A 24,747-nucleotide genomic window follows, 5' to 3' on the forward strand; every position below is an offset into this window, starting at 1 on the left:
CACGCGATCATGGGCAAACTTCGGGAACACTTTCGGGCCGTTCGCGCCTAATGTCCCCCTCATGTCCTCGGGAACCCTGCTCTCCTTCCTCGCCCTCGACCTGCTCCTGGTGTGCGTGCCGGGCGCCGACTGGGCGTATGTGATCGCGGCCGGCGTGCGCGGCCGGCCGGTGACGCGGGCGGTGGCGGGTCTGGTCGCCGGGTACGCACTGCACACGGTGCTCGCGGTCGCCGGTCTCGCCGTCCTGGTCGCGCGCTCGCCCGGGCTGCTCACGGCGCTGACGGTCGCGGGGGCCGGGTACCTGGTGTGGCTGGGCTGGAGCGTGCTGCGCCGTCCGGCGGCACCGGCGGCGGACGCCGAGGAGCGGTCCGGCGGGCTCTTCCTGCGCGGTGCCACGATCAGCGGCCTCAACCCCAAGGGCCTGCTGCTCTACCTCTCGCTCCTGCCGCAGTTCCTCACCACGACCGGCGACCACCTGCCCGTACCGGCCCAGACGGCGGCCCTCGGCCTGCTCCACATGGCGTGCTGCGCGGCCGTCTACCTCACGGTCGGCCTCGGCGCCCGCGCCGTCCTGGGCGCCCGCCCGACCGCCGCCCGCGCCGTCACCCGCACGTCGGGGGCGGCGATGCTGGGGATCGGCGCGTTCCTTCTGGTGCAGCGGCTGGCGACACTCTGAACAGAAGGCACCCGGTCTACGTAGATATGGGGAGATACGCCTTCATGCCTCACGAAAGGAGAGGCAGTCATGAACTTCCTGAAGCGTGCCGCCCTCGGTCTGGCCTCGGTCGCCCTGCTCACCGGTGCCACGACCCTCGCTGCCGCCCCGGCCTTCGCGGGCCAGCCGAACCAGTCCTGCGAGGACCAGCCCACTCGACCGGGCAACGCCTCGTCGGCCCCCGGATCCGCCTTCAACCCGGACGGGACCGCCGGCACCAAGTACGCCGGCGAACAGCCCCAGAACTCCACCAACCCCATGTCAGTGTCCCAGTACGACGTCGCCTGCACCCAGGTCTCGACCCACTGACCCCCACTCACCTGCGGGAGATGCGGAACACCCGTATCTCCCGCTCCACCCGTTCCTGATAGGCGGCGTACGGCGGCCAGAAGGCCAGCGCGGTCTTCCACACCGCCGCACGCTCCTCCCCCTGCAGCAACCGGGCCCGCACCGGGATGTCCGCGCCCTTCCAGCTGATCTCGGCGTCGGGGTGGGCGAGGAGGTTGTGGGTCCAGGCCGGGTGGTCCGTGCGGCCGAAGTTGGAGCCGACGAGGATCCAGGTGCGGCCGCCGTCCTCGGGCATGCACGCGAGGGGCGTACGGCGGGTCAGCCCGCTGCGGGCACCCGTGCACGTGAGGATCACGCCCGGGAGCATCCGGGCGCTGAGGAGCACCCTGCCGCGGGTGAGCCGGTGGACGGCGCGGTCCAGCGCCGGGACCACGTGCGGGGCGACCTTCGCGAAGCCGCGCGTCGAGGAGATCTTCTGCACCGCGCGCTCGCCGATCACACCGTCACCTCCCGGCCCTCGAAGAGCCGTGCCGCGTCCGCGGCGTGCGCCCGCAGCCGGTGCACCGGCCCGAGGAGCAGGTCGTCGCCGGCGGCCCGCTTGAAGTACAGATGGGCCTCGTGCTCCCAGGTGAACCCGATGCCGCCGTGCAGCTGGATCCCCTCGGCGGCCGCGGTCCGCAGGGCCTCCAGCGCCTGCGCGAGGGCGAGCCCGCCCACGTATTCGCCGTGGGCGGTGGCCCAGGCGGCGTAGTAGGCCGCCGAGCGTGCCGCCTGCACCCGCACGTACACGTCGGCCAGCCGGTGCTTGACCGCCTGGAAGGACCCGATCGCCCGCCCGAACTGCTCCCGCTGCCGCACGTACTCCACGGTTCGCTCCAGTGCCCGGTCGGCCGCCCCGACGGCCTCGCAGGCGAGGGCGGCGGCGGCCGTGTCCCCGGTGCGGGCGAGCGCCCCGAGCACGTCGGCGCCCTCGTCCCCGAGCAACTCGGCCTCCACGTCGCGCAGTTGGACACGCGCCAGGGACCGGGTGGCGTCCAGCGCGGTCTGCCGGGTCCGCACGGCTCCGTCCGCGTCCCCCGGCACGAGGAAGAGCAGGGTCCGCGAGCGGGCGAAGCCCCCGGTGTGCGCGGCGACCAGCAGCAGGCCCGCGCTGTGCCCGTCGAGCACCTGCTCGGCCTGCCCGTACAGCCGCCACCGCTCCCCCGCACGCCGGGCCTGCACGCCGCCGGCACGTCCGCCGCCCGCCCACTCCCCGCCGTTGTCGCCGGTCAGGGCGAGGGCGGTGGCGAGCGCGGCGCCGGGGACCGCGAGCGTGGCCGTGAGGGCGCCCGAGGCCAGCCGGGGCAGCAGCGCGGCGCGCTGGGCGCCGGTGCCGAGGGCGAGGATCAGGGGCGCGGCGAGGACGGTGGTGGCGAGGAAGGGGGAGGGGGCGAGCGCGCGGCCCGTCTCCTCCGCCGCCAGGGCGAGTTCGGTCACCGTGCAGCCGACACCGCCGTACGCCTCCGGGAGGGCGAGTCCGGGCAGGCCGAGCCGGTCGGCCAGCGCCGCCCACAGAGCCGGGTCGTGTCCGGCCGGGGTGTCGAGGGCGGCGCGCAGCTCCTCGGGTCCGCAGCGTTTGTGGAGCAGTTCGCGCAGGGTGCGGCGGATCTCGTCCTGCTCCGCGGTGAAGCCGGCGTCCATGGCCTTCCCCTCTTCCCTACGCATCTGACGGTCCGTCATATTAGGAGGGCCGAAGCGATATGCCCAGGGGCAGGAGGCCGTTCATGAGTCGCGGGAGCCGGAAAGTCGCCGTGGTCGGTGTGGCCCTGTCGGACTGCGGGCGGGTGGACGAGGCGACGCCGTACGCCCTGCACGCCCAGGCGGCCCGCCGTGCGCTGGCCGACGCGGGGCTCGGCCGCGAGGTGGTGGACGGCTTCGCCTCCGCCGGGCTCGGCACGCTGGCGCCCGTCGAGGTGGCCGAGTACCTGGGCCTGCGCCCCACCTGGGTCGACTCCACCTCCGTGGGCGGCTCCACCTGGGAGGTGATGGCGGCGCACGCGGCGGACGCGATAGCGGCGGGGCACGCGAACGCCGTGCTCCTGGTCTACGGCTCCACCGCGCGCGCGGACGTCAAGGCGGGCCGGCGCACCGGGAACCTGTCCTTCGGCGCCCGCGGCCCGCTCCAGTTCGAGGTGCCGTACGGCCACACGCTGATCGCCAAGTACGCCATGGCCGCGCGCCGCCACATGATCGAACACGGCACGACGATCGAGCAGTTGGCGGAGGTGGCCGTGCAGGCGCGGGCGAACGCCGCCCTCAACCCGGACGCGATGTTCCGCGACCCGGTCACCGTCGACGACGTGCTCTCCGGCCCGATGATCGCGGACCCCTTCACCAAGCTGCACTGCTGCATCCGCTCGGACGGCGGGGCGGCGGTGCTGCTCGCGGCCGAGGAGTTCGTACGGGACTGCCGCACGGCCCCCGTCTGGGTGCTCGGCACCGGGGAGCACGTCTCGCACGCCGCGATGTCGGAGTGGCGGGACTTCACGGTCTCCCCGGCGGCGGTGAGCGGGCGGCTGGCGTTCGAGCGGGCGGGCGTGCGGCCCGGCGAGATGGACTTCGCGCAGCTCTACGACGCCTTCACGTACATGACGCTGGTGACGCTGGAGGACCTGGGGTTCTGTGCGAAGGGCGAGGGCGGGGCGTTCGTGGAGAAGGGACGGCTGCGGGTCGAGGGCGGGGAGCTGCCGGTGAACACGGACGGGGGCGGCCTGTCTGCCCAGCACCCGGGGATGCGCGGCCTGTTCCTGCTGGTGGAGGCGGTGCGGCAGCTGCGCGGCGAGGCCGGGGCGCGTCAAGTGCGGGCGCACGACGGCGAGTTGCCGAGGCTGGGCGTGGCGTCCGGCACGGGCGGCTGGTTCTGCTCCTCGGGGACCGTGGTGCTGGGCCGGTGAGGCGCCCGTCGGTCAGCCGGTGACGTCGACGGACGCCGTGTCGTTGCTCGCGTCGGGATCGTGCCGCCCCGACCTGCCCCGCAGGTCGGCCGGGTCGGACCGGTTGGGCCGCTTGTCCTCCAGGCGCACGCTGCCCGCGCCTGGTTCGCCCAGACGCAGGGTGAACTCGAAGGTGCGGGTCCTGCCCGGTTCCAGGCGCGCGACGTCGCAGGTGTACGCGGACCCGTCGTCGGTGCAGTACGGCTCGAAGTCACCGTCGTCGATCTCCGTCATGGGCTGCTCGAGGACCGCGGCGCCCGGGGGCAGGTCGAAGATCAGCCGGGTGGAGTCGCCGGGGTCGCCCGGACCGTCGTTCCGGACGACGAGGCGGACCTTGCGGGTGTCGCCCGGGTCGCCGTGCAGGTCCGCGCCGGAGACCGCGTAGTCGGCGCGGGCGGCGAGCAGGACGTCGACATGGTCCTCCGCCCTGGTGAAGCGACCGGAAGGCGTCTTCACCGCCTCGGCCCGCAGGGCCGGCCCGTCCCCGTGCCCACCCCCCTTGGAGATGGTCTGGTAGGGGCCCGGTCCCGCCTCCAGCGGCCAGACCATGCGGCCGAAGGAGCCGTACATCGCCGCCCCGGAGGCGCGCAGGCGCAGGCCGGGCCGGACGGTGACGCTCCTGCCGGGCGCGATCCGCACGCCCGGGAAGCCGCACACCGCCTGGCTGCCGTGCTGCAGGTCCGGGTACCGGCAGTTGGCGTAGCGCCGCACGAACTCGAGATCTCCGGCGTCGACGGCGAGGGCCAGCCCACGCACGGGCACGTCGCCGGTGTTGCGGACGACCACCGGCGACGTCACCTCGGAGCCGGGACGAACCCCCGTGGCGGGTGCGGGAGTCAGCAGCTCCAGCACCGGCTCCCCCACGATCACCCGCGTCCGCGCGGTGAGCCTGCGGCCCTGCGTCGTGACGTACGACAACCGGAGGAGCCCGGCGTCACCGGCCTTGCTGCCCTTCGCCGCGACCGGGGCGAACACGTCCGTGGTCAGGCCGTTGAGGCTCGCGGCCGGACCCTCGCAGACGACGTGAGCGGCGCTCCCCGTGCAATGCGGGCTGCTTGCGCGCAGCCGCACGGCGCGCCGCGAGCTCGGCGCGACGTCCACGGTCAGCCGCCGGGCACCCGGAGTGTAGGGCCCCGGGCCGTCGACACGCAGGGGGAAGACCTTCTTGCCGCCGTTCGCCGGAACGTAGAAGATCTCGGGTGCGGAGAGGGAGAACACCTTCTCGTCGCCGGCGCAGGCGGTGAGGCCACCGAGCAGCAGCAGGACACCGGCAAGGACCGCGGTCCTGAAGTGCCGTGTGCGATCCACCGGTTCGCCCCGCCTCTCCCTCGAAGAACTCCGCAGGCCGGGCTCAACGTACCGGGCGAACCCCCTTCGGCGTATGGAGGAACCGACATGGCCCTGACCCGCGAAGAACGCGAGGCGTTTCTCGCCGAGCCGCACATCGCCGCGCTGGCGGTGGACGCGGGGGAGGGACGCGCCCCGCTGACCGTGCCGATCTGGTACCAGTACGAGCCCGGCGGCAGCGTGTGGATCATGACGGGCAAGGTGTCCCGCAAGAACGAGCTGATCGCCGCCGCGGGCCGCTTCTGCCTCATGGTCGACCGGCTGGAGCCCACCATCCGGTATGTGTCCGTGGAAGGCCCGGTGACGGCGACCGAACCCGCCACCGTCGAACAGCTCAGGGAGATGTCGGCGCGCTACCTTCCCGCCGGGAAGGTCGACGGCTACGTGGACTTCGCCTGGAAGAACCACGGCGAGCAGGTCGTCGTCCGGATGCGGCCCGAGCGCTGGGTGTCGTCGGACCTCGGTACGGTCTGAGCCGCGCCGCAGGTGACAATCGGCGCATGGGAACGGATCTGCACGCACTGCTGAGGTCGCTTCGGGTGTGGGACCCGGAGGTGACGGCGCTGCCGCCCTTCGACCCGGCGGCCGCCCCCGCCGCGCCACTGCCCCTGTTCACCACCTGGTTCGCCGAGGCGGTGGCGGCCGGCCAGCGGGAGCCGCACACGATGTCGCTGGCCACGTCGGACGCGGCGGGCCTGCCGGACGTGCGGATCGTGATGCTGCACGGCGCGGACGAGGACGGCTGGTCGTTCGCCACCCACGCGAGCAGCCACAAGGGCGCGCAGCTGGCGGTCCGCCCGCATGCCGCCCTCGCCTTCTACTGGCCCGTGCTGGGCCGCCAGGTCCGCCTCCGCGGCCCGGTCACCGCCGCACCGGCGCAGGATTCCCAGGGCGATCTGCACGCCCGCTCCACCGGCGCACTGGCCGCCGCGCTGACGGGCCGGCAGAGCGAAGTCCTCGGCTCGCTGGAGGAGTTGGCGCAGATGTCGCAGGCGGCCTGGGACCAGGCTCGGCGGGAACCGGACGCACCGGTCCCGACCTGGACCCTGTACCGCCTGGACCCGGACACCGTGGAGTTCTTCCAGGGCGACGAGCGGCGGCGGCACGTACGGCTGAACTACCGGCGTTCGCACGAGGGTTGGGAGCGCGAGCTGCTGTGGCCGTAGGGCTCAGCCGGTGAAGCGGTACACCGCGAAGTCCGCCACCGGCCGGTATCCGATCCGCCGGTACAGGGCGTTGCTGGTCGGGTTGGTGAGGTCCGTGAAGAGCACGACCTCGTCCGCCCCGGCCGCCTGCGCGGCCAGGCTGACCTCGGCCGTGACCGCTGCGGCGTAGCCGCGGCCGCGCAGTGGGGCCGGGGTGTAGACGGGTGCCACGCGGATCTGGCCGGCCACCATGGGGGTGGTGCCGGCCATGGAGAGCGGGCTGCCGCCGGTGTCCTCCCAGAGCGTGAGCCCGCCGGAGGCGATGCGCGCGTCGGCCCAGCTCTCCGCGCGCGAGGGCACCTCCAGACCGATGACCGTCGTGAACTCGCGGTGCCAGCGCACCAGTTGCTCCCGGTCCGCCGCCCCGGCGACCCTCGCCCGCCCGGCCGGCCACGGCTGCGGAACCGTGAGCGTGCCCAGCCGGTACAGCCGGTTGCGCTCGTGCAGCGCCGCCGTCGCGCCCGTGTGCCGCTGCCAGGCGCGGGCCAGCGCGGCGGCCGTGGTGCTCTCGCCGGAGACGCCCGGCAGGGGGCGGCCCAGGCCGGCCAGGTGGACGGCGAGCGAGTCGGCCTCCCCTGAGGCGAGGGGCGTGACCTGGAGCGGGTAGGGCGGGGTGCGGAAGTAGGCCGCCCGGACCGTGCCCGCGCGCTCCAGCACGCCGAACCAGGGCGCCTCGTCGCCGTACATGTCCGGTCCGCGCGTGCGCAGACCCTCGGTCACCGTCAGCGGGACGGTGTGCAGGGCGGGCCTGGAGCGCAGGAACTCCCCCGCGCGGGCGAGGAATTCGGGCAGGTCGTCGATGAGGTGCCAATCGTCGGGGCGCATGCTTCATGATCCCGCACGGCGGTCCTGGGCGCCTTCCTGTTTCGGAGCCCTCGCCGGGGCCTACGGGATCCCCGGCTCCGGATCCGTCGCCAGCCGGCCGTGCAGATGGACGTCCCGGAAGGTGTCGTAGCGCCCCGACTCGAACATCGCGCCGCGCAGGGTCCCTTCGTACCGGTAGCCGCACCGCTCGGCGACCCGGCACGAGATCTCGTGGCCGAGCGCGTGGGCGAGTTCGAGCCGGTGCAGCGCCAGTTCGGTCAGCGCCCATCGGGAGGCCACGGCCAGGGCGCCGACCGCGACGCCCCGCCCCCGGGCCTCGGGCAGCACCCAGTAGCCGACGCGGGCCACGCGCTGAACGGTGTCGATGGCATTGACGCCGACATGGCCCAGCACCGTCCCGCTCGCGGTGGCGACGACGCAGTACGACGCCGCGCTCCCCTCCGCCGTCAGCCGTGTCTTCGAGCGCAGGGAATCCCGGGCGCTGCGGGCATCGGTGATCGGCCTGTGGGGGGTGTTCCAGCGCCGGAACTCCGGGTCGGTGATCCCGCGCAGCCAGGCCGCGACATCGGCGTCGGACTCCGCGTCCCAACCGCGCAGCCGGATGCCGGGACCGTGCAGTTCGGGCAGGACCGCGGTGAGGTGCTCGCCGGTGGAGGCCACCGGCCCATTCAAACCCGTACGGCTCGTCCGCGCACCGGCATTGACCGCGTCAGCCGCGCGGGCGGAACACCGGCGCCCCCTCCCGGAAGGCGACCTCCAGCTCCATCCCCGCCGACAGCCCGTCCTCCACCGGCCCCACGACCTCCGTCATCATCCGCGGCCCCTCCGCGAGGTCGACCACGGCGGCGACGTACGGAGTCCGCTCCCCGAAGGGCGGCAGGTCGTTCCTGTGGACCACGGACCAGGTGTAGAGCACGGCCCGGCCGCTCGCCCGCTCCCACGCGACGTCCTCGCTCCAGCAGAAGGGGCAGAACTCCCGCGGGTAGTGGTGCGCCCGCCCGCACGCCCCGCACCGGCGGATCAGCAGCCGGCCCTCGGCCGCCGCGTCCCAGTACGTCCGCGTGAAGGCGTCGGCCTCGGGCACGTCGAAGTGGGGAGCGCTCATCCGAAGAGCCCCAGAGCGCTGTCCAGCGACCAGGTCTGCCACGACATCGCGAACAGCGCGACCACCGACATCAGGGCCATCATCGAGTTCTGCCCCTGCTCGGCCACCTCGTGGATCATGAGCGTGAAGTAGAGGACGTTCAGGAGCAGTCCGCCGACCAGCGCGACCGGTGTCAGGAACCCGGCGACCAGCCCGAGGCCGATCGCCAGCTCCGCGTAGACCACCACGTACGCCATCGTCCGGGGCCGCGGCGCCACCATGACCTCGAAGCCGGACCGTACCGCCTCCCAGCGGTGCTTCGCGGCGATCGACGCCGCCCACGCGATGCCGGTGCCGCGTTCGAACCAGGCCTTGCGGTCCTTGTGCCGCCAGCTCTCCAGCCACCACAGCCCGAGGCCGATGCGCAGCACGGCCAGCCACTCAGCGCCACTGAGCCAGATCGAGTCCATGAATCTGACGGTACGTCAGATGAGGGTTTCCCGGAACCCTGCGCGTCGGCGGACGGTAAGTCGGTCGCCCAGGTGGTACTGCGCTGGCTGACCCAGCGCGGCGTCATCGCCATCCCCAAGTCCGTGCGCGCCGAGCGCATGGCCGAGAACATCGACATCTTCGACTTCCGGCTCACCGACGAGCAGATGGCCCAGATCGCCGCCCTCGACACCGGCAGCTCGCTGTTCTTCGATCACCACGACCCCGAGATCGTCACCTGGCTCGCCGAGCGCCGCCTGGACGCCTGACCCGCCATCAACGGTGCGCTGCCCAGCCTCGACGACCACCACACCGTGAAGCTGTGCATCCTCCGTGAATCCGGGCAGATTGTTGGCAATATTGTTTGCACTCCCTCTACCTTCACAGACGCAGGCCGAGCATCCTTGAGGGAGTCGAATCGTGAAACACAGGGCAGTCAGTCGCAGGACCGTGGTCATGGGCATCGGAGCCGCCGCGGGCGTCGCCACGGTGGGCGGCGTCGCGCTCGACGCGCAGGCGTCGGGCGACGCGAAGTCCTCGTCCTCCGCGGGTGGCCTGGTCTTCGATCCGGACGCGTACACCAGGCTGACGACGACCGTCACGGACACCGACGGCGACGAGCACCAGGTGACGTACCACTTCTGGAAGGCGATCACCTATGTCGCCGACCCCGTGGACGCGACGTACCAGTCGCTCATCGTCAGCGCCCCGGTCGAGATCGACGGCGCGACGGTCGACCCCGCGAACGCGCCGATCCTGCTGGCGAACTCCATCGGCGGCTACATGCCCTCCTCCGTCGCGGACGCCACCGGTGTCGGCGCCGGGGGCATGTCCGGCGGCGGCGCCCCCGGCGGCGGTGCGCCCAGCGGGAGCGCCGCACCGAGCGCCTCCGCGTCCGCGCCGGGCGCGAACGGGAACACCAACGCCACCGGCGGCGCCACCGCCTCCAACCAGCTCCTGGCGCTGGCCGCCGGCTACGTCGTCGTCGAGCCGGGCGCCCGCGGGCGCAGCCTCAAGAGCTCCTCCGGCGAGTACTACGGCACCGCCCCGGCCGCGATCGTCGACCTCAAGGCGGCGGTGCGCTACATCAAGCACAACCGGGGCCGCATCCCCGGCGACGTGGACCGGATCGTCTCCGCCGGGACCAGCGCGGGCGGCGCCCTGTCGTCGCTGCTCGGCGCGTCCGGCGACAGCCCGGTCTACGAGAAGTACCTCAAGGAACTGGGCGCCGCCGACGCCTCCGACGCGGTCTTCGCGGTCGGCGCCTGGTGCCCGATCACCGACCTGGAGCACGCCGACGGCGCCTACGAGTGGAACTGGGGCACCAGCGCGCTGAGCACGGGCAGGCAGGTGGACCAGACGGTCTCCAAGGCGCTCAAGGCCCAGTTCGCCGAATACCAGGCGCAGTTGAGGCTGCGCGGCCTGAACGGCTTCGGCCCGCTGACCGCCCGCAACTACGACACGTACCTGGTCGAGCAGTACCTGGAGCCGTCGGCGACCCGGTACCTCGCCGCCCTGTCGGACACCGACCGCACGGCATATCTGGCCAAGAACACCTTCATCTCCTGGAAGAACGGCAGGGCGTCCTTCACCTGGGAGGACTTCCTCACCCACGTCGGCGCCCGGAAGAAGACGGTCCCGGCCTTCGACGCCTTCGACCTGTCGGCCGGCGAGAACAACGAGTTCGGCGCCGGCACCACCGGGAACCGGCACTTCACGGCGTACGGCGCGAAGAACGACACCCCCGGGCTCGGCACCAGGCGGGTCGCCGCCGACATCCCCGAGAAGCTGCACCTGATGAACCCGATGTACCACCTGGTGGAGAAGGTCAACGGCCGCCGCTCCAAGCACTGGTGGATCCGCCTCGGCACCAACGACTCCGACACCTCGCACGTGATCTCCGCGAACCTCGCGGCCCGCCTGGACGACCTCGGTGACGACGTGGACCACCTCTACTACTGGGACCAGGGCCACGGCGCCAACACCGACCCGGGCGACTTCATCACCTGGATCGCCAAGGTGACGGGCCACCGCGCCAGGTCCGGGAAGTAGGACGGGGCGGGTGGGGCCGCCCGCCGAACCACCACAACGAGGTGGCCTACGTCACAAGCCCCACCCACTCCTCCTACACCCGTGATCAATCCGAAACCAATTCCGGTCTTGACCGAGACCCATCAACCGGGTGCGTGATTACGCTCGCGCACATGGCCGACTCCATACCGTCCCCAACCCCCACGGACCGCCCCGTCTACATCATCGGCGGCGGCCCGGCAGGACTCTCCGTCGCGCACACGCTGCGGGTCCGGGGCATACGCGCCGTCGTCCTGGAGAAGTCCGACCGCGTGGGCGCGGCCTGGCGGCGCCACTACGACAGGCTCCGCCTGCACACCACCCGGCGCCTGTCGGCCCTTCCGGGGCTGCCCATACCGCGCCGCTTCGGGCGCTGGGTGGCCCGGGACGACATGGTGCGCTACCTGGAGAAGTACGCCGAGGCCCACGCGCTGGAGATCGTCACCGGCGTCGAGGTCTCCCGCGTCGAACGCTCCCCCGACGGCACCGGCTGGCTGCTGCACGCCACCGGCGGGCGCGAACTGACCGGGGCCGCCGTGGTCGTGGCCACCGGGTACAACCACACGCCCTACGTCCCGGACTGGCCCGGTCGGGAGACATACCGGGGCGAGTTTCTGCACGCCGGCGAGTACCGCAACTCGGCTCGCTATGCCGGTCGCGACGTGCTGGTCGTCGGCGTCGGCAACACTGGTGCCGAGATAGCCGTCGACCTTGTGGAGGGCGGGGCCTCGCGGGTACGGGTATCAGTCCGAACGGTTCCGCACATCGTGCGCAGATCCACCGCGGGATGGCCCGCACAGCGCACGAGCATCCTGGTGCGGCGGCTGCCGGTAGGACTGGTCGACCGGCTCGCCAGGCCTGTGGCGAAGCTCAGCGTGCCGGACCTGTCGGCCCATGGGCTACCGCGTCCTGACACCGGTCTGTACAGCAGAGTCAAGGAGGGGGCGATCCCGGTCCTCGACGTCGGCCTCATCGACGCCGTGCGCGAGGGCCGCGTCGAGATCGTGGCCGCCGTCGACGGCTTCGAGGACGACAAGGTGATCCTCGCCGACAGCAACCGTGTCTCTGCGGACGCCGTCATCGCCGCCACCGGATACGTCCGTGGGCTCGAAGACCTCGTCGGCCACCTCGGCGTACTGGACGCCTCGGGCAGGCCGGTAGTCCAAGGCGCCCGCACCTCCAAGCACGCGCCCGGCCTCTACTTCCAGGGCTACACCAACCCGATCAGCGGCAATCTCCGCGAGGTGGCGATCGATGCGGAGAAGATCGCGAAGTCCGTTGCCCGGAACGACGACGGAAGGCTCTCCCGTCTTCCGTGAGATCCGAGGTGCCCCTCCGTCGTAGTCGGCACCACAGCCGGTCTCGCCGCCGACGACCAGACAGAGGACGGGCGGGCAGTCACCGACAAACAGGATGACAGTTCATCAGAAAGCCTGATGAGGGCCTGGTTCAACCCCGCAGCGACAGTGCGGCGGCTTAAATGTCTTGCGCCACATGGATGACCCCGGCGGTACGCCACATACCCCGGGGCCCGGCCAGTCGCGGAAGGACTGACATGACCAAGCGTACGCACTTGCCCGTCCCAAACACCTCGGGCCGGGAAGTGGTCGCCCTGGGATACAAGCGCTGTTCTACCGAGGAGCAGCTCAAGGGGTACGGCCTCGAGGTCCAGCACGATGTTCTTCGGGCCTGGGAAGCGGAAGATCCCCGCCGCACTCTCCTCGAGGTCTTCTCGGACGTGGGAGTCAGCGGTTCTCTCGACCAGCGCCCGGACATGCTTCGCCTGGAACAGCGAGCCCGGGATGGGCAGGCCGACCGTATCGTGGTTGCCAATGTGGCTCGTGTGGGCCGTACCGCACGAGCCGCCTTCAACTGGGCTTGGCGCATGCAGGACATCGGCGTCCACTTCATCTCCGTCGAGGAGGGCATCGACACCAGTACCGAACTGGGCTGGGCACTGTTCCAGCAGTACGTGTTCTTCTCCGAGACGGAGTGGAACCGCATCCGCCAACGCACGCTGGACGGGCGTAACAAGAAGATCGAACACGGAGGTTGGCCAGGCGGGCCCGCACCGTACGGGTACAGGATCGGGGGCAAGGGGCAGAAGGGCTCGTTCCTGGTCATCAACGAGGACGAAGCTCGCGTCATCCTCAAGGCCGTCTCTCTCCTTGTCGACGACAGGATGAGCTTCGAGGGGGCCTCCGCCGAGCTGAACCGGCTGATGATGTATACGCGCAGCGGTAAGCCCTGGACCTGCACGAATCTCTACCAGCGGATGCACGCGGAAACCTTCGACGGTTGCACCACGTACCGCAAGACCGGCCGCGGTGACCGCAAGAAGGCCACCAAGCTGCGCGAGGACGGCACGCCCGTCTACGGCAAGCCAGTGCGTATCGCCGTTCCAGAGGTCCTCACACCCTGCCGGAACATGGAGCTGAAGGACGCCCTCAAGGGCCGCTCACTGGACACGCCGCAGAACGTGGCTCGCATCTACGCGCTGAGCGGCCACATCGCCAGCGGCTGCGGAAGGGTCTACGTCGGCGGCGGCCGGGTGAAGCACCGCAGTTACTATTGCCAGGGCCAGCGCCCTGAAGTCGTCATGGAGAACGGCAGGGCTGCGAAGAAGCCGGGATGCGACTGTACGAACCTGGACGCCGCCGAAGTCGAAGCAACCGTTTGGAACAAGGTCACGGGACTTCTCCGAGACGAAGGCCGGATGACAGCCCTGGCCGACCGGTGGGTCGATATCCGCCCCGGCAGCCAGAACAAGTACGCCGAGCGGGAGCAAAGCCTCAGGGCGCTTATCGAAGAGCAGAAACAGCTGATCGCCGGCACCGTCCCCCAGTACATCAAGGCCGGAATGGACCCGGAGGTGGCAGCGGCCGCAGTGAGGGAATTGCAGAAGGAAGTGGACGGCTGGGAGGTTCAACTCGCAGAGGTACGGCACTGGCAGGCCGAGCATGCCCAGGTCCGAATCCAAGCCAACGCCGTTGCCGCCCTTGCTCGTTCTTCCCGGAAGCAGCTGGCGGATCTGAGCCAGGCCGAGAAGCGAGAGATCTTTGACATGTTCCGGATCGTGGTTATCCCTGACACACATCGTTTCGTCAAGCGTTCCGGGGCGTCGTGCAAGGTCACCAACTGGCATCACGAAAGCGGCATCCCTGTGCCGCCGGACGTGACCGAGGCCCAGTGGAAAGAGGCGCGGGAAGTCATCACTCAGTTCCACGGACCGCGGCACTTCTCGATGACCAAACTCGATCTGCGGGCGGCTCTCAACGGCATGTTGCACCGGCTTCGCCACGGCATGGAATGGTCACAGCTGGCGGACCGGGGCGACCCGGAGGCGCTCCGGCAGCGACAGGGGGTCTGGTTCCGTAGCGGGGCCTGGCAGACACTCATGCGTCACCTGGCGGCCTCCGGACCTGGCACAGAGGTCTACCGCCACCCGTTGATCCCGCCTCTTCAGGTGGCCGGGGAGATCCGTACCGGTGTCCTGGCCTTGATGGGGGCCGCAGAGAACGATCTGACCGAACTTACGAATGGCGAGTCAGTCTCCAGCCCCCTCAACGACGATCTCCGCGAGATGGCGATCACAGTGGAGCGGATCGCGAAGGCCGTGGCCAAGGACAGCGCAGGGACGCTCTCGCGGCTTCCGGTGAGGTAGAGACCCCCAACTGATCGCAGCAGCGCTCCCGTTACGCATGCGCCAGATGTGACGGGAGCGTTGAAGCGTGCCGCCCTGCGGGGCCAGAATCTGAACACTGCTCACTTTCTGGCTCCACACTCTCTCCACCCGGAGGATGCACGTGGCACGCGAAAGACAGCACAACCCCCGCCCTGTGACCCGGCGTTCACTGCTCGGCGGTGCGGCCGCCGCCGGGGCCGTCACCCTCACCGGCACCGCCGCCGGCCCTGCGGCCGCGGCCGGCTCGCGGACCGTGGACGTCGCGATTGTCGGCGGCGGGCTCGCCGGACTCACGGCGGCCCGCGACCTGGTGGCAGGCGGGAAGACCGTGGCCGTCCTGGAGGCCCGCGACCGCGTGGGCGGCCGGGTCGTCAACCTGCCGCTGCCGGGCGGCGGTTTCACCGAGGGCGGCGGCGAGTTCATCGGCCCCACCCAGGACCGCATCAAGGCCCTCGCCGACTCGCTGGGCGTGGCGACCTTCCCGACCTACAACACCGGCAAGAACCTCCTCTACAAGGACGGCACGAGGACCCCGTACGCCACCGACGGCATCCTCGGCTCGGTGCCGCCGATCGACGCGGCGGGCCTCGCCAACGCCGCGATCGTGCAGGCGTCCCTCGACGACATGGCCAAGCAGATCCCGCTGGACGCGCCGTGGACCGCGCCGAAGGCCGCCGAGTGGGACAAGCAGACCTTCGAGAGCTGGCTGAACGCCAACGCGATCGTCCCGTCGGCCAAGTTCCTGCTGGACGTGGCCTGTACGTCGGTCTTCTCGGCGCAGCCCCGCGAACTCTCCCTGCTCTTCGTCCTCTTCTACATCGCCGCCGCCGGCAACGAGTCGAACGTCGGCAGCCTGGAGCGCCTGACCGACACGGCGAACGGCGCCCAGGAGTCCCGCTTCGTCGGCGGATCCCAGCAGGTGCCGGTCAAGCTGGCCGCCACCCTCGGCGACCGCGTGGTGCTGAGCGCGCCGGTGCGCTCGATCAGGCAGTCCGGCGGCACGTACCTCGTCACGGCCGACGGCATCACGGTGACCGCGAAGAAGGTCGTCGTCGCCGTACCGCCGCCGCTCGCGGCCCGCATCTCCTACGAACCCCTGCTCCCGGCCGCCCGCGACCAGTTGAGCCAGCGCCTGCCGATGGGCTCCATCGGGAAGGCGATCGCCGTCTACGACAGCCCCTTCTGGCGGGCCGACGGCCTCAACGGCCAGGTCGTCAGCGACTCCGGCGTGGTCCGCTCGACCTTCGACAACTCCCCGCCGGACACCTCCTACGGCGCCCTGATGGGCTTCATCGAGGCCGACGAGATGCGGGCCTACGACGCCGCGAGCACCGACGAGGTCAGGGCCGCCGTCCTGAAGGACTACGCCAACTACTTCGGCGACAAGGCCAAGTCGCCCACCGCCTTCGTCCTCCAGCGCTGGGACAACGAGGGCTTCTCCCGCGGCGGCCCGGTCGCCTACGCCCCGCCCGGCGTGCTCACCGAGTACGGCGCCTCCCTGCGCAAGCCGGTCGGCGGCATCCACTGGGCGGGCACCGAGACCTCCACGCACTGGAACGGATTCATGGACGGAGCGGTGCGCTCGGGCGAGCGGGTGGCGAAGGAAGTGCTGGCGGAGTTGTAGCCGGCCGCAACCATTTGCGGCCCGACCCGTTCCTGACTGGGCGTCAGTTCAGTAATCTGACAGAGCGTCAGTTATTTGCTGTCACACAGGAGCGGGCGGACCGATGCTTGGATCAACCCACGGCACCCTCACCACCGACTCCCGCCGGGCCCGGGTCATCGCCTGCGGCGAGCAACCCGGGCCCGCCGTCCACGGCCGGCCCGCGGACGTCGACGACCTCGACGTCGGCGGGCGGCCGCTGTACGCCGACGTACCCGACCTCGACCGGTTCTTCCGTCCCGAGTCCGTCGCCGTGATCGGCGCCTCGGACACCGAGGGGCGGCCCAACACCGGCATCACCCGTCAGCTGGTGGCGTGGGCGGAGCGGGTCGGGGCGCGGCTGCACCCCGTGCACCCCAGCCGCCCGTCCGTCTTCGGCATCCCCTGCACACCCTCGGTCGCCGAGCTGCCCGAGCAGGTCGACCTGGCCGTCCTGCTGCTCGCCGACCCCTTCGCCGTGATCGAGGAACTGGCCGAGGCCAAGGTGAGGTTCGCGGTCGTCTTCGCCTCCGGGTTCGCCGAGACCGGCGCCGAGGGCGCGGCCGCGCAGGAGCGGCTCGCCGCCTCCGTGGCCCGCTCCGGGATGAGGCTGCTGGGGCCCAACACCAACCTCAACGCCTTCGAGCGTTTCCGGGACGACCTCGACGGGCCGGCCATCGCGCTGATCACCCAGTCCGGACACCAGGGCCGCCCCGTCTTCTCCCTCCAGGAGCTCGGCATCCGCCTCTCCCACTGGGCGCCCACCGGCAACGAGGCAGACCTTGAGACCGCCGACTTCATCTCCTACTTCGCCGAGCGGCCCGAGGTCGGCGCCATCGCCTGCTACGTGGAGGGGCTGAAGGACGGCCGGTCGTTCCTGCTCGCCGCCGACCGGGCCGCCCGGCGGGGGGTGCCCGTCGTCGCCGTCAAGGTGGGACGCACCGAGACCGGCGCCCGCACGGCCGCCTCCCACACCGGCAAGCTGACCGGCGCGGACACGGTGGTGGACGCGGCGATGCGGCAGTTCGGGGTGATCCGGGTGGACGGACTGGACGAACTCCAGGACACCGCCGCCCTGCTGGCCCGCGCCCGGCCGCCGCGCGCCGAGGGCGTCGTCGTCTACTCGATCTCCGGCGGCACCGGTGCCCACTTCGCCGACCTGGCGACGGAGGCGGGACTGCGGCTGCCGGTGCTGTCCGAGGCGAAGCAGACAGAGCTGCACCAGTGGATACCCGAGTACCTGAGCGTGGCCAACCCCGTCGACAACGGCGGGCACCCGGTGGGCGACCACCGCGGCCGGAAGATCATCGACGCGATCCTCGACGACCCCGGGGTGGGCGTCCTGATCTGCCCGATCACCGGCCCCTTCCCACCGCTCAGCGACCGTCTGGTGCGGGACCTGGTGGACGCGGCCGAGCGGACGGACAAGCTGGTCTGCGTGGTCTGGGGATCTCCCGTGGGCACCGAACCGGCCTACCGGGAGATCCTGTTGGGCTCCTCCCGGGTCGCCACCTTCCGTACCGTCGCGAACTGCATCACCGCGGTGCGCGCCTACCTCGACCACCACCGCTTCGTCGCCGGCTACCGCTCGCCCTTCGACGAGGCCCCCCGCACCACCTCCCCCTCCTTCCGCAAGGCGCAGGCCCTGATGTGCCCGGGCCGGCAGCTCAGCGAGCACGCGGCGAAGCAGCTCCTGCGGGCGTACGGCATCCGTGTCCCGCGCGAGCAGCTGGTGACCAGCGCGGCGGCGGCCGTCCGCGCGGCGAGCCTGGTCGGCTACCCGGTGGTGATGAAGGCGTCCGGCGCGCAGATCGCCCACAAGACCGAACTGGGGCTGGTGAAGATCGGGCTCACCTCGGCCAGCCAGGTCCGCGACGCCTACCGCGAGTTGACGGACATCGCCCGCTACGAGGGGGTGGCCCTGGACGGCGTCCTGGTGTGCCAGATGGTGGAGCGGGGCGTGGAGATGGTCGTCGGTGTCACGCACGACGAGCTGTTCGGGCCGACGGTGACGGTCGGGCTCGGCGGGGTGCTGGTGGAGGTCCTGCGGGACGTCGCCGTCCGCGTGCCGCCGTTCGGCGAGGACCAGGCCCGGGACATGCTCGGCGACCTGCGCGGGCGGGCCCTGCTCGACGGGGTGCGCGGACGCCCGCCGGCCGATCTCGACGCCCTCGTCGAGGTCGTGCTGCGGGTGCAGCGCATGGCCCTCGAACTCGGGGACGACCTCGCCGAGCTCGACATCAACCCGCTCATGGTGCTGCCGCAGGGGCAGGGAGCCGTGGCCCTGGACGCGCTGGCGGTGTGCCGGTGAACGAGCAGACGTGGGTGCTGCACGAGACCGCGGGCCGGGTCGCGTACATCACGCTCAACAGGCCGGAGGCCCTCAACGCCCTCACCCCCGGGCAGCGCGACCGCGTCATCGCCCTGCTCGCGGACGCCTCGGCCGACCCGGACGTACGGGCCGTGGTCCTCACCGGCACGGGCCGCGGCTTCTGCGCGGGGGCCGATCTGCGGGGCGGCGGGGGCTCGGGCGAGCGGGTCGCGGGCGATGTGGCCCGCACCCTGCGCCTCGGCGCCCAGCGGCTGGTCGCCGCCGTCCTCGACTGCGAGAAACCGGTGCTGGCCGCCGTGAACGGCACGGCGGCCGGACTCGGTGCCCATCTCGCCCTCGCCTGCGACCTGGTACTGGCCGCCGAATCGGCGCGTTTCATCGAGGTGTTCGTACGGCGCGGCCTGGTACCGGACGGCGGCGGGGCGTACCTCCTGCCGCGTCTGATCGGCCCCCAGAAGGCCAAGGAGCTGATGTTCTTCGGTGACGCGCTCTGCGCCGCCGACGCCGAGCGCCTGGGGCTGGTCAACCGGGTCGTCGCGGACGGGGAGCTCGACAAGACGGCCCGCGAGTGGGCCGCGCGGCTGGCCGCCGGGCCCACCCGCGCCCTCGCCCTCACCAAGCAGCTCGTCAACGCCTCGCTCGACTCCGACCGCGCCACCGCCTTCGCCGCCGAGGCGGCCGCGCAGGAGATCAACATGACGACCGAGGACGCGCGGGAGGGCGTACGCAGCTTCGTGCAGCGCACCACCCCCGAGTACAGGGGCCGCTGACCCTTCCCATCTGACGCACCGTCAGCTTCAATGGAGAACGTGATGGGACACGCAGGGGCGGCCGCAGCAGCCGTCCGCTACCTCAGGTCGGCCGGGGCTCCGGTCCCCGTGGACGCTCTGCCGCGACCGGAACTGAGATGCGTGGGCGAGGACGAGCGGGCGCCGGTCGACCCGGCCGAGTTCCGGCGCGTCCTCGGCAGCTTCGCGACGGGCGTCACCGTCGTCACCGCCCCGGCGGCCCCCGGCGAGGACGCCCCCGCCGGCTTCGCCTGCCAGTCGTTCTCGTCCCTCTCCCTCGACCCGCCGCTGATCGCCTTCATGGTCGGCCGTACGTCGACGACCTGGCCGCGCATCGCCCGTGCGGGCGTCTTCTGCGTCAACGTCCTCGCCGGCCACCAGGGCGGACTGTGCCGGTCCTTCGCGGTGAGCGGCGCGGACAAGTTCGCGGGCGTCGCCCACGACGCGGCACCGGTCTCCGGCTCCCCGCGCCTGGCCGGCGTGCTCGCGTGGATCGACTGCACGATCCACGCGGTGCACACCGGAGGCGACCATCTCATCGTGGTGGGCCGGGTGGACGCGCTGGGCGCCGGCGACGAGGACGGGGAGCCGCTGCTCTTCCACAAGGGCCGGTTCGTCCAGGCCGGTTCCTCTACGCCGTCGCCGTGACCGCCGCGGGCACGGGCGCCGGCCTGCGCCGGATCACCAGCGCCATCAGCGCCGCCGCCGCGCACAGGGCGCCGGAGGCGTACCAGACCATGTCGTAGGAGCCGAAGACGTCACGGGCCACGCCCCCGAGGAAGGCCACGAGCGCGGCGCCGACCTGGTGGGAGGCGAGCACCCAGCCGAAGACGATGGCACTGTCGTCGCCGAACTGCTCGCGGCACAGGGCGACGGTCGGCGGGACGGTGGCGACCCAGTCGAGGCCGTAGAAGACGATGAAGAACAGCATCGGCGGGTGGACCGACGGCGCCAGCAGCATCGGCAGGAACAGCAGCGAGATGCCGCGCAGGGCGTAGTAGACGGCCAGCAGGCGGCGCGGTTCGAAGCGGTCGGTGAACCAGCCGGAGGCGATCGTGCCGACGACGTCGAAGACGCCGATGACCGCGAGCAGCGAGGCCGCCGCCGTGACGGGCATGCCGTGGTCGTGGGCGGCGGGCACGAAGTGGGTCTGGATCAGGCCGTTGGTGGAGGCACCGCAGATCGCGAAGGTCCCGGCGAGCAGCCAGAAGGTGCCGGTGCGGGAGGCCTTCACCAGGACGTTGATCGTTCGGCGGGCGGCGCCCTGCGCGGGCGGGGGCTTCTCCACGAACTCCTGCGCGCCGTACGGCTTCAGGCCCACGTCCGCCGGGTGGTCGCGCAGCAGCAGCCAGACGAAAGGGACCACCGCGAGGGCGGCGAGGGCAACCGTGACGGCCGCCGGCCGCCAGTCGTGCTTCTCGACGATCCAGGACAGTACGGGCAGGAAGATCAGCTGTCCGGAGGCCGAGGCGGCGGTGAGGATGCCCGTCACCAGGCCCCGGCGCTCGGTGAACCAGCGGTTGGTGACCGTGGCGGCGAAGGCCAGGGCCATCGAGCCGCTGCCGAGGCCCACCAGCAGCCCCCAGCAGAGCATCAGCTGCCAGGCCGCCGTCATCCACACGGTCAGGCCGGAGCCGACCGCGATCACGGTCAGGGCCACGGCGACGACCTTGCGGATGCCGAAGCGGTCCATCAGGGCCGCCGCGAACGGGGCGGTGAGGCCGTAGAGCGCGAGGTTGACGGAGACCGCCGCGCCGATGGTGCCGCGCGACCAGCCGAACTCCTGGTGCAGCGGGTCGATCAGCAGCCCGGGAAGGGAACGGAAGGCGGCCGCGCCGATGATCGTCACGAAGGTGACGGCGGCGACGAACCAGGCCATGTGCAGTGACGTTCTGCGGCTCCGCCGCGGGCGCGGCCTCTTGCTGGTCGGGGTGTCCTCTGCGGCGGCTGCGGCCTCGGTTGTCTGGGTCACGACATAGAGCATCCAGGCCGGAAGCGATCGCAACCACTGGCCCGAAGGACAGCATTCGTTAGAATCGGGCCATGGATACGGTCATGGACACCGCCACGGAGTTCCGCCCGCACCGCGTCGTCGTCCTCGCCATGGACGGACTGCTCCCCTTCGAGCTGGGCATCCCGCACCGCATCTTCGGGCGCCCCAAGGACGCGGCGGGGCGCCGGCTGTACGAGGTCATGACCTGCTCGGTCCGGCCGCCGGGCCCGGTGCGGACCGACGCCGACTTCTCGATCACGGTCGCGCACGGCCCGGAACTGCTGGCCACCGCCGACACCGTGGTCGTCCCGGCGTCGTACGAACTCGGCCCGGTCTTCGAGGAGGGCGTGCTCACCGCCGAGCTGGCCGCCGCCCTCGCTCACATCCGGCCCGGCACCCGGCTCGCCTCGATCTGCACCGGCGTGTTCGTCCTCGCCGCCGCCGGCTACCTGGACGGCCGGCCCGCGACCACGCACTGGGCGGAGACCGACCAGCTCCAGCGCCTCTTCCCGAAGATCGACGTCGACCCGGACGTGCTGTTCATCGACGACGGCGACGTCCTGACCTCCGCGGGCGTCGCGGCCGGCATCGACCTGTGCCTGCACATGGTGCGCCGCGACCACGGCACGGCGGTCGCCAACGAGGTGGCCCGCCGCACGGTCGTGCCGCCGCACCGGGACGGCGGGCAGGCGCAGTACATCGAACGCCCCGTGCCCGAGCCCCAGTTGGCCACCACCACCGGCGCCCGCGCCTGGGCGCTCGGCCGGCTGCACGAGCCGCTCCAGCTGCGCGACATGGCGGCCCAGGAGTCCATGTCCGTACGCACCTTCACGCGTCGTTTCCGCGAGGAGGTCGGCGTCAGCCCCGGCCAGTGGCTGACCCAGCAGCGCGTGGAGCGGGCGCGGCACCTGCTGGAGTCCAGTGACCTGTCCGTGGACCAGGTGGCGCAGCAGGCCGGGTTCGGCACGGCGCAGTCGATGCGGCAGCACCTCCAGACGGCGCTCGGGGTCACCCCCACCGCCTACCGCCGCACCTTCCGGACCGGCGTCAGGATGTGAGGGCCACCGGCGTCAGAACGTGAGCACCCCGCGCGCGACCCGCCCCGCCTCCGCGTCGGCCACGGCCTTCTCGAAGTCCTCCACGGGATAGGTCTCCGTCACCAGCTCGTCCAGCAGCAGCCGCCCGGCCCGGTACAGCTCGGCGTAGAGGGCGATGTCCCGCTGCGGCCGTGAGGACCCGTACCGGCAGCCCAGGATGGACTTGTCGAGGTACATGGAGGAGACGAGGAAGGACGCCTCCGCGGTCGCCGGCGGGACTCCGAGCAGCACCGCCTGGCCGTGCCGGTCCAGCAGGTCGACCGCCTGCCGGATCAGCTCCACCCGCCCGACGCACTCGAAGGCGTGGTCGGCCCCCGTGGGCAGGATGTCCTTCACCCCGTCCGTCGACGTCAGGAAGTGCGTCGCCCCGAACTGCCGGGCCACCGCCTCCTTCGCCGGGTTCGCGTCGACGGCGACGATCGGCATCGCCCCCGCGATCCGGGCGCCCTGGATGACGTTGAGCCCGATGCCGCCGGTGCCGATGACGAGGACCGACTCCCCGCGGTCCACCCGCGCCCGGTTGAGCACGGCCCCCACCCCGGTCAGCACCCCGCACCCGATCAGGGCGGCGGACGGCAGCGGGATGTCCTTGGGGATCCGGACCGCCTGCACCGCCTTCACCACGGTCCGCTCCGCGAACGCGGAGTTCGAGGCGAACTGGTACACCGGCCGCCCGTCCCGCGAGAACGGCCGCCCCGGCCGCCCGATCGCCTGCCGGCACATCGTCGGCCGCCCGCGGTCGCACTCCGCGCACGTACCGCAGTTGGCGAGCGTGGACAGGGCCACATGGTCGCCGGGCACGACATGCGTGACCCCGGCGCCGACGGCCTCGACCACGCCCGCCCCCTCGTGCCCCAGCACCACGGGGACGGGGAAGGGGATGGTCCCGTCCACCACGGACAGATCGCTGTGGCACAGCCCGGCCGCCGAGATCGCGACCAGCACCTCCCCCGGTCCCGGGTCCCGCACCTCCAGGTCGTCCACGACCTCGACCCGCTTGCCGTCGAACAGCACTCCGCGCATCAGGCGACTCCCTTGGGCTCCCTCGGCAGGCCGAGCACGCGCTCGGCGATGATCGTGCGCTGAACCTGGTCCGAGCCGCCGTAGATGGTGTCGGCCCGGGAGAAGAAGAACAGGTGCTGCAACGCGTCGAGTTCGTACGGCGCCGCGGACGACCAGTCGGCCGGCCCGACCGCGGCGGCCGCCCCGCGCACCTCCATGGCCAGCTCCCCGAGCCGCTGGTGCCAGCCGCCCCACAGCAGCTTCGCCGCGCTGGGCGCCCCGGCGTCCCGCGAACTCCCCAGTGTCCGCAGGGCGTTCCATCGCATGGCCCGCAGCTCGGCCCACTGCCGCACCAGCCGCTCCCGTACGACGGGGTCGGCGACGGCCCCCGACTTCACGGCCGCCTCGACGACCCGCCCCAACTCGGCCGCGAACCCGATCTGCTGGGCGAGCGTGGACACCCCCCGCTCGAACCCCAGGAGGCTCATGGCGACCTGCCAGCCGCCCCCCAGGCCACCCACGACATGCTCCGCACGCGCACAAGCCCCGTCGAAGAAGACCTCGTTGAAGTCGCTCGTCCCGGTCATCTGCCGGATCGGCCGCACCTCGATGCGCCCGGGCTGGTCCATCGGCACGAGCAGGAAGCTCAGCCCGCGGTGCCGCGTCGATCCGGGCTCGGTCCGCGCCAGCACGAAGCACCAGTCGGCCTCATGGGCGAGAGAGGTCCAGATCTTCTGCCCGCTGATCCGGTACGTCCCGTCCGGGCCCCGTTCGGCCTTGGTCCGGATCCCGGCGAGATCCGATCCCGCCCCGGGCTCGCTGTACCCCTGGCACCACAGCTCCCGCCCCCTCGCGATCTCCGGCAGGAAACGCGCCTTCTGCTCGTCCGTCCCGTGCGCCAGCAGCGTCGGCGCGAGCAGGTTCTCCCCGATGTGGCCGGACCGCGGCGGCGCGGCCGACCGCGCGTACTCCTCGGCCCAGACCACCTGCTGAGTGAGCGAGGCGGTCCGGTTCCCGAACCCCGCCTCCCCCCACCCGATCCCGACCCACCCGTCCACGCCAAGGGTCTGTTCCCAGCTCCGCCGGTCCTTCGCGCCCGAGGCATGAACCCCGAGCCACTCCCGCACTTCACAGCGAAACGCCTCGTCCTCACCACTGAACCCGAAATCCACGGAGACTCCCTAGCTGCAAGGCTTTTAGGGGCGCGGGGAAC

At 71.9% G+C, this 24,747-nt stretch carries 23 protein-coding genes and 1 pseudogene; 14 read left to right on the forward strand and 10 right to left on the reverse strand.

Going from position 1 to position 24,747, the window contains the following annotated elements; translation table 11 throughout:
* Positions 1-61 precede the first annotated feature (61 nt).
* Together ACIBN2_RS21495 and ACIBN2_RS21500 are read left to right on the forward strand one after the other, a co-directional pair.
* Positions 62-676 carry a LysE family translocator gene (locus ACIBN2_RS21495; RefSeq protein ID WP_399136239.1) on the forward strand — a complete coding sequence of 205 codons (615 nt, stop codon included), beginning with the start codon at positions 62-64 and terminating at the stop codon, positions 674-676.
* Positions 677-745: 69 nt separating this feature from the next.
* Entirely contained in the window at positions 746-1,024 is a 279-nt protein-coding gene (locus ACIBN2_RS21500; RefSeq protein WP_399136241.1) for a hypothetical protein, read from the forward strand.
* Positions 1,025-1,031: 7 nt separating this feature from the next.
* Here the strand turns inward: ACIBN2_RS21500 and ACIBN2_RS21505 are convergent, their stop codons facing one another.
* Positions 1,032-1,502 carry a nitroreductase/quinone reductase family protein gene (locus ACIBN2_RS21505; protein ID WP_399136242.1) on the reverse strand — a complete coding sequence of 157 codons (471 nt, stop codon included), beginning with the start codon at positions 1,500-1,502 and terminating at the stop codon, positions 1,032-1,034.
* On the reverse strand, positions 1,499-2,683 hold the full coding sequence (locus ACIBN2_RS21510) for an acyl-CoA dehydrogenase family protein (RefSeq protein ID WP_399136690.1): 1,185 nt from the start codon (positions 2,681-2,683) through the stop codon (positions 1,499-1,501). The genes ACIBN2_RS21505 and ACIBN2_RS21510 overlap by 4 nt, the downstream gene beginning before the upstream one ends.
* Positions 2,684-2,766: 83 nt before the next feature.
* Between ACIBN2_RS21510 and ACIBN2_RS21515 the strand changes: the two genes are divergently transcribed.
* The gene (locus tag ACIBN2_RS21515; protein WP_399136244.1) at positions 2,767-3,936 is read left to right on the forward strand and encodes a thiolase C-terminal domain-containing protein; all 1,170 of its coding nucleotides are present in this window, start codon (positions 2,767-2,769) and stop codon (positions 3,934-3,936) included.
* Positions 3,937-3,948: 12 nt separating this feature from the next.
* Here ACIBN2_RS21515 and ACIBN2_RS21520 read toward each other — a convergent pair whose 3' ends face one another.
* Positions 3,949-5,283, reverse strand: a complete 1,335-nt coding sequence (locus ACIBN2_RS21520) for a hypothetical protein (RefSeq protein WP_399136246.1) — start codon at positions 5,281-5,283, stop codon at positions 3,949-3,951.
* A gap of 87 nt (positions 5,284-5,370) precedes the next feature.
* Between ACIBN2_RS21520 and ACIBN2_RS21525 the strand changes: the two genes are divergently transcribed.
* Positions 5,371-5,796 (forward strand): pyridoxamine 5'-phosphate oxidase family protein, encoded by a 426-nt coding sequence (locus ACIBN2_RS21525; protein ID WP_399136248.1) that lies wholly within the window; start codon positions 5,371-5,373, stop codon positions 5,794-5,796.
* 26 nt (positions 5,797-5,822) lie between these two features.
* Positions 5,823-6,488: a pyridoxal 5'-phosphate synthase gene (locus ACIBN2_RS21530; RefSeq protein ID WP_399136250.1), complete on the forward strand. Its 666-nt coding sequence runs from the start codon at positions 5,823-5,825 to the stop codon at positions 6,486-6,488.
* Between the two features lie 3 nt (positions 6,489-6,491).
* Here ACIBN2_RS21530 and ACIBN2_RS21535 read toward each other — a convergent pair whose 3' ends face one another.
* Genes ACIBN2_RS21535 through ACIBN2_RS21550 form a run of 4 tightly spaced genes read right to left on the reverse strand, consistent with a single transcriptional unit; the run spans position 6,492 to position 8,906 of the window.
* Positions 6,492-7,352 (reverse strand): GNAT family N-acetyltransferase, encoded by an 861-nt coding sequence (locus tag ACIBN2_RS21535; protein ID WP_399136252.1) that lies wholly within the window; start codon positions 7,350-7,352, stop codon positions 6,492-6,494.
* 60 nt (positions 7,353-7,412) lie between these two features.
* Complete coding sequence (locus ACIBN2_RS21540) at positions 7,413-8,012, reverse strand: GNAT family N-acetyltransferase (RefSeq protein WP_399136254.1); 600 nt, start codon at positions 8,010-8,012, stop codon at positions 7,413-7,415.
* A gap of 49 nt (positions 8,013-8,061) precedes the next feature.
* On the reverse strand, positions 8,062-8,457 hold the full coding sequence (locus ACIBN2_RS21545) for a Zn-ribbon domain-containing OB-fold protein (protein WP_399136256.1): 396 nt from the start codon (positions 8,455-8,457) through the stop codon (positions 8,062-8,064).
* A complete protein-coding gene (locus ACIBN2_RS21550; protein WP_399136258.1) occupies positions 8,454-8,906 on the reverse strand; it encodes a DoxX family protein in 453 nt (150 codons plus the stop codon). The genes ACIBN2_RS21545 and ACIBN2_RS21550 overlap by 4 nt, the downstream gene beginning before the upstream one ends.
* A gap of 54 nt (positions 8,907-8,960) precedes the next feature.
* On the opposite strand from ACIBN2_RS21550, the pseudogene ACIBN2_RS21555 reads away from it, so the two are divergent.
* The 8 genes and pseudogenes from ACIBN2_RS21555 to ACIBN2_RS21590 all read left to right on the forward strand — a co-directional run.
* Positions 8,961-9,194 (forward strand): annotated as a pseudogene (locus ACIBN2_RS21555) (aldo/keto reductase); the annotation flags it as partial.
* A gap of 187 nt (positions 9,195-9,381) precedes the next feature.
* Positions 9,382-10,977 carry a subtype B tannase gene (locus ACIBN2_RS21560; RefSeq protein ID WP_399136692.1) on the forward strand — a complete coding sequence of 532 codons (1,596 nt, stop codon included), beginning with the start codon at positions 9,382-9,384 and terminating at the stop codon, positions 10,975-10,977.
* A 152-nt stretch (positions 10,978-11,129) separates the two neighbouring features.
* On the forward strand, positions 11,130-12,314 hold the full coding sequence (locus ACIBN2_RS21565; protein ID WP_399136259.1) for a flavin-containing monooxygenase: 1,185 nt from the start codon (positions 11,130-11,132) through the stop codon (positions 12,312-12,314).
* A gap of 236 nt (positions 12,315-12,550) precedes the next feature.
* Positions 12,551-14,659: a recombinase family protein gene (locus tag ACIBN2_RS21570; protein ID WP_399136261.1), complete on the forward strand. Its 2,109-nt coding sequence runs from the start codon at positions 12,551-12,553 to the stop codon at positions 14,657-14,659.
* A 136-nt stretch (positions 14,660-14,795) separates the two neighbouring features.
* Positions 14,796-16,304 carry a flavin monoamine oxidase family protein gene (locus tag ACIBN2_RS21575; protein ID WP_399136263.1) on the forward strand — a complete coding sequence of 503 codons (1,509 nt, stop codon included), beginning with the start codon at positions 14,796-14,798 and terminating at the stop codon, positions 16,302-16,304.
* Between the two features lie 103 nt (positions 16,305-16,407).
* Positions 16,408-18,633: an acetate--CoA ligase family protein gene (locus tag ACIBN2_RS21580; RefSeq protein ID WP_399136265.1), complete on the forward strand. Its 2,226-nt coding sequence runs from the start codon at positions 16,408-16,410 to the stop codon at positions 18,631-18,633.
* Positions 18,624-19,424, forward strand: a complete 801-nt coding sequence (locus ACIBN2_RS21585; protein WP_399136267.1) for an enoyl-CoA hydratase/isomerase family protein — start codon at positions 18,624-18,626, stop codon at positions 19,422-19,424. Before ACIBN2_RS21580 ends, ACIBN2_RS21585 begins: the two co-directional genes overlap by 10 nt.
* Before the next feature lie 42 nt (positions 19,425-19,466).
* Complete coding sequence (locus tag ACIBN2_RS21590; RefSeq protein ID WP_399136269.1) at positions 19,467-20,090, forward strand: flavin reductase family protein; 624 nt, start codon at positions 19,467-19,469, stop codon at positions 20,088-20,090.
* Here ACIBN2_RS21590 and ACIBN2_RS21595 read toward each other — a convergent pair.
* Positions 20,074-21,414: an MFS transporter gene (locus ACIBN2_RS21595; protein ID WP_399136271.1), complete on the reverse strand. Its 1,341-nt coding sequence runs from the start codon at positions 21,412-21,414 to the stop codon at positions 20,074-20,076. The two genes, ACIBN2_RS21590 and ACIBN2_RS21595, sit on opposite strands and share 17 nt — an antisense overlap.
* A 71-nt stretch (positions 21,415-21,485) precedes the next feature.
* On the opposite strand from ACIBN2_RS21595, the gene ACIBN2_RS21600 reads away from it, so the two are divergent.
* Complete coding sequence (locus tag ACIBN2_RS21600; RefSeq protein ID WP_399136272.1) at positions 21,486-22,493, forward strand: GlxA family transcriptional regulator; 1,008 nt, start codon at positions 21,486-21,488, stop codon at positions 22,491-22,493.
* Positions 22,494-22,505: 12 nt separating this feature from the next.
* Here the strand turns inward: ACIBN2_RS21600 and ACIBN2_RS21605 are convergent, their stop codons facing one another.
* Both ACIBN2_RS21605 and ACIBN2_RS21610 read right to left on the reverse strand, forming a co-directional pair.
* Entirely contained in the window at positions 22,506-23,555 is a 1,050-nt protein-coding gene (locus ACIBN2_RS21605) for a Zn-dependent alcohol dehydrogenase (protein ID WP_399136274.1), read from the reverse strand.
* Positions 23,555-24,706, reverse strand: a complete 1,152-nt coding sequence (locus ACIBN2_RS21610) for an acyl-CoA dehydrogenase family protein (RefSeq protein WP_399136276.1) — start codon at positions 24,704-24,706, stop codon at positions 23,555-23,557. The genes ACIBN2_RS21605 and ACIBN2_RS21610 overlap by 1 nt, the downstream gene beginning before the upstream one ends.
* Positions 24,707-24,747: the final 41 nt, after the last annotated feature.

Origin of the sequence: Streptomyces sp. NPDC050534, from assembly GCF_044457745.1 — a bacterium.
In the GTDB taxonomy this organism is placed as follows: Bacteria; Actinomycetota; Actinomycetes; order Streptomycetales; family Streptomycetaceae; genus Streptomyces.